This is a genomic window from Cyclobacterium roseum, assembly GCF_010119225.1.
Lineage (GTDB): Bacteria > Bacteroidota > Bacteroidia > Cytophagales > Cyclobacteriaceae > Cyclobacterium > Cyclobacterium roseum.
Genome location: NZ_WNKF01000005.1, coordinates 254,585 through 271,083 on the forward strand (window position 1 = coordinate 254,585; position 16,499 = coordinate 271,083).

At 44.4% G+C, this 16,499-nt stretch carries 14 protein-coding genes; 2 read left to right on the forward strand and 12 right to left on the reverse strand.

Annotated features, from left to right (window positions below; all coding sequences use genetic code 11):
* The first annotated feature begins 39 nt into the window (after positions 1 to 39).
* A complete protein-coding gene (locus tag GJQ68_RS09735) occupies positions 40 to 1,431 on the forward strand; it encodes a sodium-dependent transporter (RefSeq protein ID WP_162417109.1) in 1,392 nt (463 codons plus the stop codon).
* 92 nt (positions 1,432 to 1,523) lie between these two features.
* Here the strand turns inward: GJQ68_RS09735 and GJQ68_RS09740 are convergent, their stop codons facing one another.
* Both GJQ68_RS09740 and GJQ68_RS09745 read right to left on the reverse strand, forming a co-directional pair.
* Entirely contained in the window at positions 1,524 to 2,090 is a 567-nt protein-coding gene (locus GJQ68_RS09740; RefSeq protein WP_162417110.1) for a bactofilin family protein, read from the reverse strand.
* 4 nt (positions 2,091 to 2,094) lie between these two features.
* Complete coding sequence (locus GJQ68_RS09745) at positions 2,095 to 3,180, reverse strand: ParM/StbA family protein (protein WP_317174426.1); 1,086 nt, start codon at positions 3,178 to 3,180, stop codon at positions 2,095 to 2,097.
* A 342-nt stretch (positions 3,181 to 3,522) separates the two neighbouring features.
* On the opposite strand from GJQ68_RS09745, the gene GJQ68_RS09750 reads away from it, so the two are divergent.
* On the forward strand, positions 3,523 to 4,113 hold the full coding sequence (locus GJQ68_RS09750) for a porin family protein (protein WP_162417173.1): 591 nt from the start codon (positions 3,523 to 3,525) through the stop codon (positions 4,111 to 4,113).
* A 16-nt stretch (positions 4,114 to 4,129) separates the two neighbouring features.
* Here the strand turns inward: GJQ68_RS09750 and GJQ68_RS09755 are convergent, their stop codons facing one another.
* The 10 genes from GJQ68_RS09755 to radC all read right to left on the reverse strand — a co-directional run bounded on the left by GJQ68_RS09755 (position 4,130) and on the right by radC (position 16,433).
* The gene (locus GJQ68_RS09755; protein ID WP_162417111.1) at positions 4,130 to 4,702 is read right to left on the reverse strand and encodes a helix-turn-helix domain-containing protein; all 573 of its coding nucleotides are present in this window, start codon (positions 4,700 to 4,702) and stop codon (positions 4,130 to 4,132) included.
* A gap of 121 nt (positions 4,703 to 4,823) precedes the next feature.
* The gene (locus GJQ68_RS09760) at positions 4,824 to 5,402 is read right to left on the reverse strand and encodes a hypothetical protein (protein WP_162417112.1); all 579 of its coding nucleotides are present in this window, start codon (positions 5,400 to 5,402) and stop codon (positions 4,824 to 4,826) included.
* 384 nt (positions 5,403 to 5,786) lie between these two features.
* Positions 5,787 to 6,968, reverse strand: a complete 1,182-nt coding sequence (locus GJQ68_RS09765; protein ID WP_162417113.1) for a hypothetical protein — start codon at positions 6,966 to 6,968, stop codon at positions 5,787 to 5,789.
* Between the two features lie 41 nt (positions 6,969 to 7,009).
* A complete protein-coding gene (locus tag GJQ68_RS09770) occupies positions 7,010 to 10,108 on the reverse strand; it encodes an efflux RND transporter permease subunit (protein WP_162417114.1) in 3,099 nt (1,032 codons plus the stop codon).
* 329 nt (positions 10,109 to 10,437) lie between these two features.
* Complete coding sequence (rny, locus tag GJQ68_RS09775) at positions 10,438 to 12,003, reverse strand: ribonuclease Y (protein ID WP_162342085.1); 1,566 nt, start codon at positions 12,001 to 12,003, stop codon at positions 10,438 to 10,440.
* Positions 12,004 to 12,072: 69 nt separating this feature from the next.
* Entirely contained in the window at positions 12,073 to 12,357 is a 285-nt protein-coding gene (locus tag GJQ68_RS09780; protein WP_162342084.1) for a cell division protein ZapA, read from the reverse strand.
* A gap of 1 nt (position 12,358) precedes the next feature.
* Positions 12,359 to 12,646, reverse strand: coding sequence for a hypothetical protein (locus GJQ68_RS09785; protein ID WP_162342083.1), 288 nt, complete (start codon positions 12,644 to 12,646; stop codon positions 12,359 to 12,361).
* A gap of 1 nt (position 12,647) precedes the next feature.
* A complete protein-coding gene (gene pheT / locus GJQ68_RS09790) occupies positions 12,648 to 15,059 on the reverse strand; it encodes a phenylalanine--tRNA ligase subunit beta (protein ID WP_162417115.1) in 2,412 nt (803 codons plus the stop codon).
* Between the two features lie 54 nt (positions 15,060 to 15,113).
* Complete coding sequence (locus GJQ68_RS09795) at positions 15,114 to 15,731, reverse strand: DUF1684 domain-containing protein (RefSeq protein ID WP_162342081.1); 618 nt, start codon at positions 15,729 to 15,731, stop codon at positions 15,114 to 15,116.
* 6 nt (positions 15,732 to 15,737) lie between these two features.
* Complete coding sequence (gene radC / locus GJQ68_RS09800; RefSeq protein WP_162417116.1) at positions 15,738 to 16,433, reverse strand: RadC family protein; 696 nt, start codon at positions 16,431 to 16,433, stop codon at positions 15,738 to 15,740.
* Positions 16,434 to 16,499: the final 66 nt, after the last annotated feature.

The window sequence follows — 16,499 nt, forward strand, 5'->3', positions numbered from 1 at the left end:
TATTCTTTTTCTTTGAACACCTAACACACTTCCAATATTATGCAAAATTCTGGCAATAGCTCCTCCAGAGGACAATGGGGATCTACATTTGGTTTTATAATGGCTGCGGGAGGTTCGGCCGTGGGACTAGGAAACATTTGGCGATTCCCCTATATTACCGGGCAAAACGGAGGAGGGGCATTTGTCTTTGTCTACGTACTTTGTGTTTTATTGATCGGACTTCCGCTCTTGTTAAATGAAATAGCACTGGGCCGTAAGTCAGGAAAAAATCCGGTGGGTGCTATCAAGGGAACGGGAGGAAACCGTTTTTGGCAATCAGCTGGTGTGCTCTGCGTATTGGTCTGTTTTGCTGTACTAAGTTATTATTCCGTGATCGCTGGCTGGACCATCGGCTATATTTTTACGGAGCTCATTAATGTTCCAGTGGATTTTGAGGATTTTGTCCAAACCCCGCTGTACGTCATTCCCTTATGCATGGTTTTTATTTTGCTGACCATTTCTGTGGTTTTGGGAGGTATTTCAGGCGGTATCGAAAAAGCGGCTAAATTTTTAATGCCCGTTTTGTTTCTAATCATCGTATTGATAGCAGCTCGCGCCGTCACCCTTCCGGGAGCAGGGGCCGGGATCGAATACTACCTTTCACCAGACTTTACCAAAATCAACGGGAAAGTAATCCTTTCCGCCCTGGGCCAGGCATTTTTCAGCTTATCGGTAGGCTGGGGATTGATGATCACCTTCGGATCTTATTTGCCTAGAGACAGCAATGTCATTCAATCCTCCGGATGGATCGCCGGAATGGACAGCATGGTCGCACTCATGGGAGGGTTAATGATATTTCCGGCCCTATTTGCCCTTTTACCTGGGGTAAGCCCCGATGAAGGACCGGCATTGGTTTTCAATGTACTCCCACGGGTATTTGACCAGATTGAGCCGTTTGGCAATATCATCGGAGGCATGTTTTTCCTCTTATTACTCGTAGCAGCCTTGACCTCCAGCATTTCCATGCTGGAAGTGCCGGTGGCCTACTTTATTGATGAAAGGAACTGGTCACGGAAAAAAGCCACCTGGACCATTGGGATCGCCGCAATGGTATTAAGCATTCCGTCCTCTCTGGCGGCTGTAAAAGGAAATTTTTTCAACAAACTAGGCTTTAATTTTTTCGGGAGACAAATAGCCGGTTTCTTTGATCTGATGGACTTCTTTTTTGGGACGTTGGCTATTGTAGTGATTTGTCTGATGCTCAGCCTGTATACCGGATGGATCAAGAATGTAAAAGAATACGCCTCCGAAATCGCACAGGGATCTACCTTCTTTGTTGGCTTTCCCAGAAAAGCCTGGATTTTCTTTATCAGATGGATATGTCCCATTGTGATCCTTCTGGTCCTTTTGAACATGATTGGGATCTTTGGAGCACCTGGCGAAGGGGGATAAATCGGAACGATCGATATAAAAAATGGTAGCCACAAACATGGCTACCATTTTTTATTCCATAGATTATAAAAGGTATATACGCGTCAGAAACCTTACCAGGTTCTGGGATAATCGATGTTCGAAGAATCATCCGAAGATTCGGTAGAGGAGCTTTCCTTAAAAGATTCTCGCTCTGGTTTGGCTATTGGCTTAACTGGTACATCTTTTTTTCTGGCCGTTCTATCATCCAGCATGGAATATAATTCTTCCCGGCTTACCGAGTTAATTTTACTCGATTTTGAGGATTCTTCAACGGACTTGGCATCTACTACCTGAATACCGCTATTGATCTGAGCTCCTTTGTGGATAAAAATGGAACTGGTCGTAATGTTTCCAGAAACCTTGGCATCGGAATAGATGGTCGTTTCTCCTTTGATGTAAAGGTCCCCCATCACTTCTCCACTGATGCTGATCTCTTCCGCTATGATATCCCCGGTGATGGAAGCCTTTTCTCCGATCACTACTTTTTTATCCGTGCGGATACTTCCTACCAATATGCCATCTGCTCTGATGTCACTTTTGGAAATGATGTCCCCTGTAAGCTCAAACCCAAGTGACAATACCGTCACTTTTCCTGCATGAGGTTCTTCATTTTGTTGCTTATTGGATCCGAATTTCATAGGCTCAATAATCTTCTTTTTCTTGTTTAAATGTCGTGAGTATCGTTGAACTATTCCCCAGATCTAGTCCGACCGCTTTGTCTTTAGCACCTCCACCGATAGCGAGGCTATTATAACAATAGCCTATGGAAGCCATTTGTTCAGGTGCCTCCGGTACGTGTACATTTAACAAGCCATCAAATTCATCTCGGAATAAATTCACCAACTCAGCGTAATTGGCTCCGCCTCCTGCCAGGTAAAGATCGGCCGATTTTGAGAAATCGCTATCCGAAAAAGCCTTTCTTAATGAGGGGGAAATCACGTCATTGTAATATTGCGTAATTACCTGCTTGCGGAGCTCTCTTAAGTCCAAACGCTTCCTGTTCAGGATAATTGTTCCTTCACTAAAATATTGGTCAATTTGGTGTTCCGTTTTCAGATCCAGGTAATTATCTTTCTGCAGCTCCCGGGTGATGAGATTGATAGCGTAGCGAAGACCAAAGGTAGATACACTGGATCGCTGCACCAGCCCCCCTTCGGTGCTGAGTATGGCCTCCATGGTCCCGTAACCAAGACTGATCATAAAGAAGTTTTTCGGGGCATCCTGGAACTGTTGCCTTACGGCCATGCTACAACCTACGACCTCGGGGATCACCGCTACCCGGTCTACTTCTACGGCCATTTTCTTTCTACCTCCCCCTCCAAAAGTCTGCGTATCGTATTCTATAATGTGTTCATTTTCCAACAATCGATAGGCGTTTTCCTTAAAGACCTGAAAAGTCGAGAATGGAAATCCAGTAGTAACCGTAATGGGACTTCCAAGTTTTTGAGAGGCCAGCAAAAGACCTGCTTTTAAAAAGATCCGGTAGTCTATTTCATCCGGAGAACTATTGATATTTCGGTGTGGCGAAGTCCCCTCGGAAAGCGCCAGGTCTCCTACCAGGTATCCAATGTTATCGTGATAAATTTTTAGTCCGGACACCAAGTCCCTGGCCACATTTCTTAGCTCAAGGTTGCTACTTTCTAATACACTGGGGTACTTTAGTACTTCTATCATGGAAATTATTTTTATTCTTTTATCCTTTATAAAACAGTATTCCGTATTTGTTATCGTAAAATATTAAAAACTAGTGCCTAACAGGAATTATAGTTCCTGACTCATTCGCACAATCCAATCGGAAACAGGATGCCTCACAAACTTACTTATTTTTATCAATATTTAAAGAAAGCCAGGGACTAACCTTTTGTTTAAAGACAAATTAAAGGAACCTTGTGGAAATAACAAGCTACTTGTAAAAGTTTATGCCCATTATTTTGCATTTGGTAGAAAATGGCATCCTTTTTTGATTTCTGCTCCTTTTACCCAAAGGTATTTGGCAGAAATTAACCGTATCCTTTTGAATTTGTGTAGTTTTGTAGTCAGACTAATACACCCTTATTCATGAGACACTTCATGCAAACTTGTCTTACATGCTTCTTATTATCCCTTGTTTTGGTCAACGCGCAGGCACAGGAATTTTCCATCGGACCCAAATTGGGAATTTCCCAGGGAAACATTTCCGTTAGTGACAATAACTTCTCAAAGGGCAATGAAAAATTAGGTTACCACCTCGGTCTCTTTGCCAGACTCGGAGGAAACCGGATTTTTATCCAACCCGAAGTTCTCTACAGCAATACAGGAGGTGAATTTGAAGACATCCAAACGGGAAATACCGTAACATACTCTGCTAGTTTTGACCGAATAGACGTGCCATTAATGGGCGGGTTTAAGATCGCCCGATTCTTTCGCGTGCAGGCTGGCCCCGTGGTCACATTTATCCTTGATAGCGAATTGACTAGTGGAAATCCTTCGGTGCCGATTGATTCGGACCCAAACACGGCAACCTTAGGATACCAGGCAGGAATCGGCCTGGATATCGCCAACATGATCCTTGATTTTAAATACGAGGGAGCCCTGGCCAACCATGTGGATGCGATCGCCGGGCTTAATACCGACCAAAGGCAAAACCAACTAATCCTATCCCTGGGCATCCGCTTATTTTAAGTCGGCTCAGGGAAAGCTAGTTTTGCCCCACCTGATCCAGAAAATTACGAGGCTTCTGGTTCAAATTTCGAAATTGGCTCGGTGTCATCCCTGTGTGTTTTTTAAACTGCGCAGAAAAATGTTGCATACTGCTATAGCCCAGCTTCCAAGCCACCTCTGAAATATTATGGGCCTCATAACTGAGTAACTCCCTGGCCTTTTCTATTTTCAATTCAATGAAATAGTGTTCGATGGTAATTCCTTGCAGGCTACTGAAAAGCTGGCTTAACCGGGAATAACCCAGGCCCGTTTCCTGAGAAAGAATTTGGGAAAGTGGGGTATCCAATCCTTCATTTCCCTTTTCCAATAAGCGCAGTAAAGTTAATTTGACGGTTTCTACCCAGACGGTTTCCCTTGACTTTGCCAAAGCAAAACCCAAGGAGTTCAGCCGTTTCTCAAAGGCTTCAGCCAGTGGGTTTCCCAGGGGCGCTTTTAAAAGTACCAAGCCTAATTCCACCTTTTCAAAAACAAGGCCCATATCCCGGAGGATTTCTTCCACGGCCATGATGCAACGGGGACAGACCATGTTTTTAATTCGTATCTCTTGCATGCCTGATTAACAAGCACTGCTAAAAATAAATTTCAAAAAGGCCCTTTCCAAATACCGGGACACAACAAAAAAGGCTGTCTTGGGACAGCCTCTTTTTCTGTTAGTGGGTAATTCAATGCGCCTATCGGACTGAAAGAAAATTTCCAAATCCGCTGTTGTCTGAAATCTTGATAGAAATATCCTCTAATGAAGTGACGTTTTCAAATTTAAACTTCTTTCCAAAAGTCTCTCCGGTTATAGGTGCTTCGAAAACCAATCTTCCCTTATCAAATATCTCCAGCGTTTTTTCAACTCCGTTCAAATTTTTCAAAACCAAGGCCAGCGTCTTGCTATCCAATTCGGTTACCTTTGCGAAATAGGTTTTCTCCAGGCTTTTTGGTCCCAGGTTAACTTCAAAATCAGATAGTTTTCCTGATGAGGCATTGAAAACCTCGATTTGGTAGTTACCTAAATCCAATTTATTTAAGTCGTAATTTTTAAAGAAAACATTTTCAGACTCAATGACATCCCGGTAGATAATTCTGCTGGTTTCGTCTTTGATGGCTACTGTTACCTTCCCTTCCGGTATACCATTGTATTTTAATTGAAATCTTTTTTCCCCGATTTTCTCAAGGGTTACAATTGGATTCTCAACCGGTGCTGTAGCAAATACAGCGGTACTAAATGTGAAAGCGAGTAATGTTGCAATAATTAATCTCATGGTGTTAAATTTTTAAAGGTTTAGAAACTTTTAAAACCTCTTCCCGGGATCCTCCCGAAAAATTTTTGTTTGAGGCTAATTATTTTGGGTAGGCAATTGATTTACTTACGTAAGTATGACACAAATGTAAACAAGGGGATGTTACGTTGCAAATAATTCAATGATAATATTAAATAATTAACTATTACATAATATTATCTGTTAAATATTATGTAATCAAAAATCAGAAACAGGAATCGGTATCGTTTCCAAATTCGTTTTACCTTAAAATTTAAAGGTACAACTGATTAAAAAACAAAATAAAATTTTTTTTAGATTTGTTAACAAACGAATTTTAGAATAAAAAATAGGTAATGTCTGGAAATTGCAACGATTTCAAATTAATTACTTGAATTTCAATCGGTAAAAAATATTGTAATCCCTTTCTATAGCTGGCGCTAAATTATCATTGACATAAACCAACCCATTTTCATCCGCTAAATCCAAGGCTCCATGCACGGGTAGACCATCCAGCACCCCTGCCTGATTCCCTTCCACAACCCATAGATAATAGGGTTTACTAAACGTTTCCATGGCCTCCCTGTAGGCCGGGCTGTTATAATATTGCTCCGAGGAAGCACGGAGCTCGTTTACAATATCTTCGGGAATTCTTGTTTTGAATTCAACCAATAGGTTTTCCCCCACATACCGCAAATCGGTAAAGCCAGGGTAACTACTATACCCATTCACCCCGGATAGCTGCTCGGGTATTTTTTCGGGCCGGTAGCGATGCCTGAGCTGGGTTACATGCCTCAGTTCAGGTACCTCCCCGGAATAATCGTACACAAACAATTGGTTTCCGAAGACGGGAAGCAAGGCCAATTCCTGCTTACCGCGATGAAAGGCAACGATCGGCTGGCTTTGTCCCACCATTTTGTGTGATTTTTTGGGTTCCCATTCATCAGGATAGGTTTCCAGCAACTCCAACACCCCATTATCCACTCCATAAGCAAAAACTGTTTTTACGCGATCATAGTACTCGGCGGTTTGTCTCGCTTCTTCGCCAATAGAATCAGGATTAAACAAATTCTGCTCCTGCCCAATAAGCATCCTGGCTCCATCTTTGGTGAAACCTGTAAATAAGGTACGGTAACTGTACATGGACATGGCATAGATAGCTATGTGAATAGGGTCCAGTATTTTTAATTTGTTTCCGCTCATATCGTATACATGGTACCCATTAAAGAGGCCTTGTGCGACCCATTCCGCTTCATTCAAAAAGCCATAGCCGAAGGCACCATTTGCACCCAGACCATCCGGCCCTTCATTCAATATCTCAAACGTCTTCAAAATTTCCCCGTCCCCAGCTACCAAATACGGTTTTCTACTTTTATTCCCTCGCATGAGAAATTTGTCACCCTCTTCCAGGTAATCATCAATTACCAGAGGTTCCAGCTCATCTACGATAATGCTATCCACCACTTCAAGAAATAGCTTTTGCTGGGGACCACCAGTTTCTGAAGACGTGTTATCATTGCAGGAAAAAAGGCCCGGTATGAACAATAAAAGAATGCTAAGGTATTTCATTTGGCAGCAGGTTAAGAAATGCACCATCAAGTTTAGGATAATTATTTTGTTTTCCACAAGAAAACCGGCAGGGCAAGAAAAACCCCAACCATGCTAAAAACCAGGCCGCCAATGGTACCGATGGCCAGGGAAAACCAAAATATCTCATTCTGCCCTTCCATCACAAAGGGAATCAGCCCGAAACAAGTGGATAAAATCGTCAGCAATATAGGGGTAGCCTTCCCTGCCACGGCTTTCAATACATTACGATTATAGTGATTCCCCTCCCGGTTATTCAGGTCATTGACGATAAAAATGGCCGCATTGACCGCCAGACCACCCAGCATCACAAATGCCGCATATCCGCCTTGGTCAAAATAAAAATCAAATAGCGAAAAAATCAGAAATAACCCAATAAAGGAGACCGGAATAATAAAGATAATATACAGCGGCTGTTTGAAGTTTTCGAAGAGGATCGAACAGATGACAAAGATGCCAGCGATCAAAACCAACAGCAACCCATACTGCCTTTTGGCCTGATCGTAATTCCAGCTATAAGTCTGTCTGCTTGCCGAATACCCAATAGGCATACCGGCTTTCATTTCATCAAGTACTTCATCCAGGTATTCTCCCCCAAACTTCGCCGATCCCATATACTCAAAGGAAACCAGCCGAATGTATTGGCGGTCTTCTTTATGAAGGGCATTGGTAGTAAATTCTTTTTCTAAGGAACCCACGCCAGATACTTTGACGATTCGGTCTTCGCCGGTAATAAGGCTGCTGTTCTCCAGATCAAAACGGGAAAACCGGGAAGATTGCTTTTCCCTTACCACCATACCGTATCGGTCATCGTCAACTTCCAGGAACAGGGATGGTTGCTCGTGAAGCGACATGTCCTGAAGCGCATTGACAATCTCGTATTGGTTGGAACCGGATAGTGCCAGTTGCTGCTGATCAAATTCCAGCACGTACTCTTCGGTTTTCTGCTCACCCCAGCTAAGCCGTTCATTCGTATTCACTTCCTGGATCCGGCGGTGAGAAAGAAGCTTTGAAGCCAAAACTTCTGCCTGCTTTTCCAGTTCAGTGTAATTATAGCCCCTCAATTCCGCCCGGAAAGAGGGGATGCCCTCTCCACCCGGTCCAGTGTAAAACCCTTGTCCCACCCCATAAATATTCCATCGTACCCCACTCCAGTCGGTGGATTTCATGGCCAGTTTTCCTTTCAGCCTGTAGGGAAGGGCTGACGTTTCATACGCTTCCTTAAAGGTGATTTCTATGCGGGCATTTTGTCCGGAATTGACGGTGGTCACAAATTTATCAATCCCCTCCACGCCTTTCAGGTAGGCTTCAAATTCCCGGATGATAAAATCCATTTGTTCCAGGGTATTTCCAAAGGCCAAATGGGCATTTACATAAAGTCTGGTACGCTCCGCCTCCCGGTAAGATGACTTCTCAAAAACCCCGCGAACGAACATCCTCATGGATCCACCCAGTGCCTTGTCTACATAGGGCCGCATCGTCTCTTGATAGTACGTGCTCCCAATGCTGCTATTATACCATTCCTGACCTTCCCATTTTGCCGGCATGTAAAAAACAGGTAGCCCAAATAGAAGGACGAGTCCGACTACAAAGGCTTTTCGGTGCCTTGCCAAAAAAGTGACAGTTCGGGCATATACCAGCATTCCCCTACTCCTTCTTCTCAGTTGATATAGGGTCAGTTTCCGACCCTTCCCCGAACTTCCTTTAAAAAGAAGGCTGTACACTGCCGGTGTAAATAGCAGTGCGATAAGCAATGAAACGCCCAGCATGACGGCGACCACAATGGAGAAGTCACCCAGGTTTTTTCGATCGTCTTCCGGTAGCAGAAATACCATTAGCAAAGCAGCAATGGTGGTAAGTGACGCGGCCAGCAAAGCCAAAAACACCCTCCTGTTTTTGTGTTTGTGCAGATGGTCGATCATAATAATGGCATTGTCCACAATCAACCCAAAAGAAATGGTCAGTCCTGCCAGGGAATACAGGTGTATGTCCGTTCCCAGGGCATAGAGAATGATGGCGGTCAGGCTGACATTTACAATAATACCCAAAAACAGGGTGATTAAATACCGCAGGTTTCGGTTGATCAAAAATATGAATAAGATCAGGATCAGGATGGACAGTCCGGAACGCTTGTAAATTTTCTGAAGTTCTTTTTCTAAAAACGAGGTGTCATCAAACTCCAGCCGCACATCAAACCCTTCCGGCAATTGACTTTTTGTGGTAGCGATGGTTTCCCGAATCTTATCCGCCACCAATACTTTGTTTACCCCATCCCTGCTATTGATGGTCAAACTCACCGAATTGTTACCATTGATTCGATAATAGCGCTGAGGAGCGGCCTCTTCCAATGTCAGGATGGCAACGTCCTTTAAGTACAATTCCTTCCCGCCCAGTCTACCTATAAGTAAATTCTCCAAGTTTGCCAGGGATACCAGGGACCGGTCAATTTCCAAAAACAAGGATTCACCGGAAACATTCATCGCCAGTCCGGGGAAGTTTCTGCCGAAGGAACTGCGTAACTTGTTTTCCAGGGTTGACCTTGAAAGTTTCAGGCTCTGAAGTTTTTGGATGTCATAGATTACGTATAGGTACAGGTCATTCGCCCCCCTTACTTCCATTTCCTCCACTTCCTCAATTTTATTTAATGCCGAGACCAGGATATCCTCCGTAATCTTTCTTATTTCGAAGGATGCAAAGGGGCCATTGATACTATACGTCAAGATCGGCCGCTTTTCCTGTATGTCTCTTTGGGCAGACTGCGTAATAGTCGGATAGCTGACCTTACTATCCAGTGAGGGATATACCTGTCGTATCAATGCCGACACTTCAAATTTCTTGTATTCCATATCCGTGCGCTTGTCAAAACGCAACTGTATGGAGCCTTGATTGTAATTGGATACGGAAGTTGTTTTCTTTAATTCTGACAACTGAGAAAGCACCCCTTCCAATGGAGACGTAGCCAGCTTTTCCACCAATTCCGGAGCGGCACTGCGCACTGAAAACCCAATATTCAACACGGTTTCCTTTTCCCGGGGATTAAGATCCACCGACAACCGGGGAACCAGTGCAAATCCAATGATTGCCATCACGAAAAAAACAATTACTAAGCGGAAAGGTGTCATTGGTTTGGGGTTCTTAGTATCGGGATTTGACTGGCACTTTCCAAACAGGAAAAAACCAACCCTTTAGCCGGGGAACGCAAACACAGTCGATTTGAAAGCGAAATAGACATCTAGGGTTCTAATGGTTAATAAACAAAACCAATCAACACCTATAAAACTAAATAAATAATATAGAAAAACAAAAATGATCCGTTTTTTATGTAGTTCAGCAGATCTTTTTTCATAAGGCACTATTAAAGCGAACTAACTGGGACCGAAATTTAAAAAAAGGCAACTATCTTTTGACGAATAGTTGCCTTCTACTACGATATCGTTTAATCTACTTAGAATTATTTCGCATAATTTACCGATCGCATTTCCCGGATAACGGTAATCTTAATCTGTCCCGGGTACTGCATCTCTTTTTCGATTTTTTGAGAAATTTCGAAGGACAAGCGGCCTGCCGTGGTATCGTCTACATTGTCTGCATCCACGAGCACCCGCAATTCCCTGCCTGCCTGCATGGCAAAACATTTATTAACCCCTTCAAAGCTCAGGGCCAGGTCCTCCAGGTCTTTGAGTCGTTTGATGTAGCTGTCCATGATTTCCCTTCGTGCCCCTGGTCTGGAACCGGAGATCGCATCGCAGGCTTGTACGATGGGTGAAAGCATGGAGGTCATTTCGATCTCGTCATGATGCGCACCGATCGCATTGATCACTTCAGGATGCTCTTTGTGTTTTTTTGCCAACTCCATGCCCAAAATGGCATGGGGAAGCTCCGCTTCCTCCGGGTATACCTTTCCGATATCGTGAAGCAAACCGGCTCTCTTTGCGAGCTTGGCGTTGATTCCCATTTCTGCTGCCATGGTGGCGCAGAGTTTGGCCACTTCCCTCGAATGCTGCAGCAGGTTCTGCCCGTAAGAGGATCTGAAACGCATTCTTCCGACCATTTTGATCAATTCGGGATGCAACCCATGGATCCCCAGATCAATACAGGTGCGCTCGCCGATCTCGATAATTTCTTCATCGATATTTTTCTCCGTCTTAGCGACTACCTCTTCTATCCGGGCTGGGTGAATCCTTCCATCCTGTACCAGTCGGTGCAGGGACAATCGTGCCACTTCCCTTCTTACCGGATCAAAGCCGGAAATGATAATGGCCTCGGGGGTGTCGTCTACGACGATCTCTACTCCGGTAGCTGCTTCCAGGGCCCGGATATTTCTGCCTTCCCTACCAATAATTTTCCCTTTTACGTCGTCGCTCTCAATATTGAATACCGACACGCAATTTTCGATGGCGTGTTCGGTAGCCGTTCGCTGAATGGTATCGAGAACGATCTTCTTGGCCTGTTTGGTGGCGCTGAGTTTGGCCTGATCCAATATGTCCTTAATATGAGAAGACGCTTTCGTGGCGGCTTCATCCTTCAGCATCTCTATCAATTGTTCCCGGGCCTCTTCGCGCGTCAGGAGTGCCACTTTCTCCAGGTCAGTAATCCGCTGCTGGGTCACCTTGTCTAATTCATCTTTTCTAATCTGCACCGCATGTAATTGCGCACTTAGGTTTTCTTTTTTGCTATCCAGTTCGGCTTCCTTGCGCTTAAGCTGCTCCATTTCTTTGGAAAGAATCTGTTCCCGCTGCTTCAGCTTGTTTTCATTGGTAATAAGGATGTTTTTCTTTTTCCCTACTTCTTCTTCAAATTCAGACTTGAGCCGAAGGTATTTTTCTTTCGCCTCCAGAATCTTATCTTTCTTCAGCCCCTCTGCCGTAATTTCTGCCTCTCTTAAAACGCTTTTCGCTTTTTCTTTTGCTTCTGCCTCTATCTTCTTGCTATTATTTTTTATAAAAAATCCAGCAAGAAAGGCTCCCAGCAAAATGCCGACGGCTCCTGATAAAATGATGTATAACGAAAATCCCATAGATATAGTTGAGTTTATCTACCGAAAAAAAATACACTGCTGCTGTATTGGGACTTGACGGACTATAGGTTAGAGTAAAGCATCCAGACGTTGATTGACCTGTGATACCACGTTTTTGACCTGCTCGCTTTCATTACTTTGAGTTTCGTTTAGCTCCATGGATTCCACCATGCAATCAAACGACACCATCGCAAGCAGGTCCTGTCGGTCCTCCAGGCCAAACTCTTCCCTGTACTTTTTAATTTTATCGTTAATCAACTTCCCCACCCGCCTGATTCGGGCTTCTTCATCAGCCTTCACCTTCATTGGATATTCTCTATCTCCAATTTTTATTCTAATTGAAAGTGTATCCATATTATTCAGACAGGTAAGTGATAATCTTATCGATTTCTTTTATATAGCTATCAATTCTCCCCTTCAATTCAGCAGACGCTTTATTTTCTACCGGTATGTTTCTTACAATTTTACTAATTTTAATTTGATTTTTAAAATCTTCGAGTGCTTCTTCCTGATCCGACAGTTTCTTTTGATAGGACAAAAGTTGATTTTTGAGGGCAGAATTTTCCTGTTCGAGCAGCCTGACCTTCTGTTCGACCTGTTCTGTCAGCCTTTCCAGCTTCTGAAGCTCCTCAAAATCCTTCATTTTATTTTCTGATCAATGCCCCTGCATTTTTTTCAAAGGCAGCCATTAATTTATTCATGGTCTTATCAATCATTTTATCCGTCAGGGTCTGTTGATCGTCCTGAAGGTAAAAACTCAACGCATAGGCCTTTTGATTGGATTCCACTTTATCTCCTTTGTACACATCAAAAACGTCGATTCGCTTCAGCAGCTTTCCTCCCACCTTATTCGCTATCTGCCGAAGTTCCTCAAAACTAACCTGCTGATCAATCACCAATGAAAGATCCCTTCTTACTTCGGGATACCTCGATATCTCCTTGAATTTTTCCTGCGCCTTAGCCACTCGAACCAAGCTGTCCCAATCCAGCTCGGCATAAAACACGCCTTGTTTTACAGATGCCTGTCTTGCTACTGCTGGGCTCAAAAGTCCGATTTTCCCAATCTCCTGCTGCTTGTTCTTCAATACCAGCCCATAGGTAAAGGGTTCTTCTTCAACCATTTCCACCTCCGGAAGCGATATGTTTAGCTTGGTCAATAGTGCTTCTACCACCGCATACAGTTCCGGAAAGCCCACCTCGTTTACCGGATGGATCCAGTTTTCCTTGTTGGAATTTCCGGTTAGAAAAAGGGAAAGTCGCTTCCCTTCCGTATATCCGTTTGCCTTTTTGAAATAAACGGTCCCAAACTCAAATAATTTTAAATCCTTTTGACGCCGGTTGATATTGTGTGCCAATACTTCCAATCCTGTGTACAGGAGTGTTTGCCGTAGCACATCCAGATCTTCACTTAGTTTGTTCAGAATCACCACATCTTCTTCAGCGTTTAGGAAGCCGCTTGCCATTGAATAAGCAGCGCTAGTCAGAGAATTGGTAATGATTTCGTTGTATCCCATGCCCGCAAGGGCTTCCGAAACCCGGTACTGCAGCTTGTTCCGGTCTTTTTCCGGATGCTCCGCCAGGTATTCCGACTGGTAATTTTCTTCCAAAGGAATGGAGTCAAACCCGTAGATTCTTAAGATTTCCTCAATGACATCCGCCTCCCGGGTAACATCCACCCGATAAGGGGGCACCAATGCCTGAAACCCCTCCGCTGTCTCCTGCTCCACTCGGATATCCAGTGATTCAAGGATGGTTTTGATTTCGCTCCGGTCGATCACTGCTCCGATTAGCCGGTCTACATGGCGGTATTTTACCGGAATCCGGACATCTGCTACCGGCTCAGGATAGTAGTCCACTATGCCGGAACTGACTTCTCCTCCTGTCAACTCGCATATCAGCATGGCCGCTCTTTGTAATGCAAAAACCGGCATGTTCGGGTCGGTTCCTCGCTCGAATCGAAAGGAAGCGTCTGTCTTTATTCCATGATGCTGCGCACCTTTTCGGATCACATCTGCTCCAAAGCAGGCACTTTCCAAAAACAAAGTGGTGGTGCTATCTGAAACGCCGGAATGCTGCCCTCCGAGAATTCCCGCCATGCAAAGCCCCCCCTCGCTGTCGCAAATCATAAGCTCTTCTCCTGTCAGCATTCTTTCCTTACCGTCCAGGGTGGTGAAAGTCGTCCCTTTTGGCAATTTCCTGACCTGTATTTCGCTTCCATTTATTTTATCAGCATCAAAGCCATGAAGCGGTTGCCCCAGATCGTGCAAGATGAAGTTGGTAATGTCTACGATTACATTTATAGGTTCCAAATCGAGGGCTTTCAAGTAGTCTTGCAACCACTTCGGAGAAGGAGTTGCCTTCACCCCGCTGATCGTAAGTCCTGCATACCGGGGACAATCCTTTTGGTCTTCAACAGTCACCTTAAAAGCGCGGTCTTCACGAGCTACGGAAAATCCGGACAGGTCCGGCATAGTGAGCTCCTTGCGCAACAATGCTTTCAAGTCCCTGGCTACTCCCAAATGAGAGGCTGCATCTGCCCGGTTGGGCGTAAGTCCGATTTCCAGTACTTTCGATTCGCTAATTTCGAAAAGAGGAGCTACCGGACTCCCGTTAGGAAAATCCGTGTCCAACACCAGAATCCCCTCGTGACTGGCCCCTAATCCCAACTCATCCTCTGCACAAATCATCCCTTCGGAAACTTCCCCACGGATTTTAGCTTTCTTAATTTCAAAGGATCCACCCTCTTTGGGATAAAGCGTGGTCCCAACGGTAGCGACAGGAACTTTTTGCCCTTTGGCTACATTCGGTGCACCACATACAATGGGCAGCATTCGATCTCCTACATCCACCAGGGTAAGGCTAAGTTTGTCGGCATTCGGGTGTGGTTCACAACTGATTACTTCCCCGACCACAATTCCTTTCAAGCTTCCCTTAACGGATTCATAGCTTGCGATGCCCTCCACCTCCAGGCCAGAGGCTGTCAGTAGATCAGCAATTTCTTCCGGAGATTGGTCAAAAGGTATGTAATCTTTGAGTCTATTGATCGAAATTTTCATTTTTGTAGTTTTGACTAAATGACAAATTTACGATAATTGGCCTCTACTGAAAGGTTATTTATCGTAATTTTTCTCCCCGGCCCGGATCGGTATTTCGAGAATATTTTCCCGGGGAGGAATGGGACAGGCAAAATCAGGATTATAGGCGCAATAGGGGTTATAAGCCAGATTAAAGTCTATTGTAATAGAGGATTGCCCATCCTGCCGTAGGTTCAGATAGCGTCCGCCCCCATAGGTCTCATCGGCGGAAGTTTCGTCCGCAAAGGCCAGAAAAAAATTCCTTCGATCCATTTCATCTTCTGCCTGCAGCAATAGTAACCTGAGCGGCTCTCCCTTCAGGTCGAAAACGGCAAAGGAATGCCGAATGTACCGTTCCACGCTTCCGTCCGTCATGGGAACCTCCATTATGTTTCTATTGGCAACAGGCTCCATCCTTGCCCGCACCTTATAGTCCGGATCAATGGGATAAAAATCCAGTGAATCCAATTCGTCTTTTTGTTCATCCGTTAGGGGAGACTCCAAATTATACTTGAGATATTTAAATTGGCGTTCTCTTTCTGCCTCAATGGTATTTCGGTAAAGTTCCGGATCCTCCGTGCCGGTAAAGGTATACACCAGGGACGCGGTAATCACCAGGGCTACGATGGCCCAAAATAGGTTTTTCTTATTCATAGGGAATTAAATCATGCCTTCATCTGCAAAGCTAAAATAGCCAACATCTGTGAAAATAATATGATCCAGAACAGGAAGCTCCAGGTTTTTACCGACCAGGCAAAGCTTTTTAGTAAGGCCAATATCTGCCGCAGAGGGCTTAAGATTGCCTGAGGGATGATTATGAACCAAAATCAAGGCATTCGCCAACTGCTCAATTCCAAATTTAAAAATCAATTTTGGATCGGCAATGGTTGCTGAAGTCCCTCCCTGGCTAATTAGCTGTTTTTTAATGACAAAGTTGCTACGATTTAGAAAAAGAACATAAAAATATTCTACCGATTCATCCTGCATCTCCTGGCGCATCAGCCGGTAGACATCTGCGGATGAGGTAATCTTTGCTTTTTTCTGGGGTTCAGCATCTTTTCGGCGTCTCCCCAATTCCAGTGCACTGACGATACTGATAGCCTTAGCTTCCCCGATTCCCTTAAACTTCTTCAGGTCATTGACGGATAGTTTTGCCAATTGGGCAAGATCATGGTCGACACTTTTGAGAATATGCCTGGAAAGGTCTACCGCACTAAGGTGCTGGGTACCCGAACCAATCAAAATGGCAATCAATTCCGCATCCGATAGCTGTGCCTTTCCCCGTAGAAGTAACTTCTCACGAGGACGATCTTCTTCCGCAAGGGCGGAAATACGTATCGACTGGTACTCTTCCATGGTAAAAAATAAGTGGATAAGGGTTGCCCTGTCTGCCTCCTAAATTCATCGCCATTTCAATCTAAG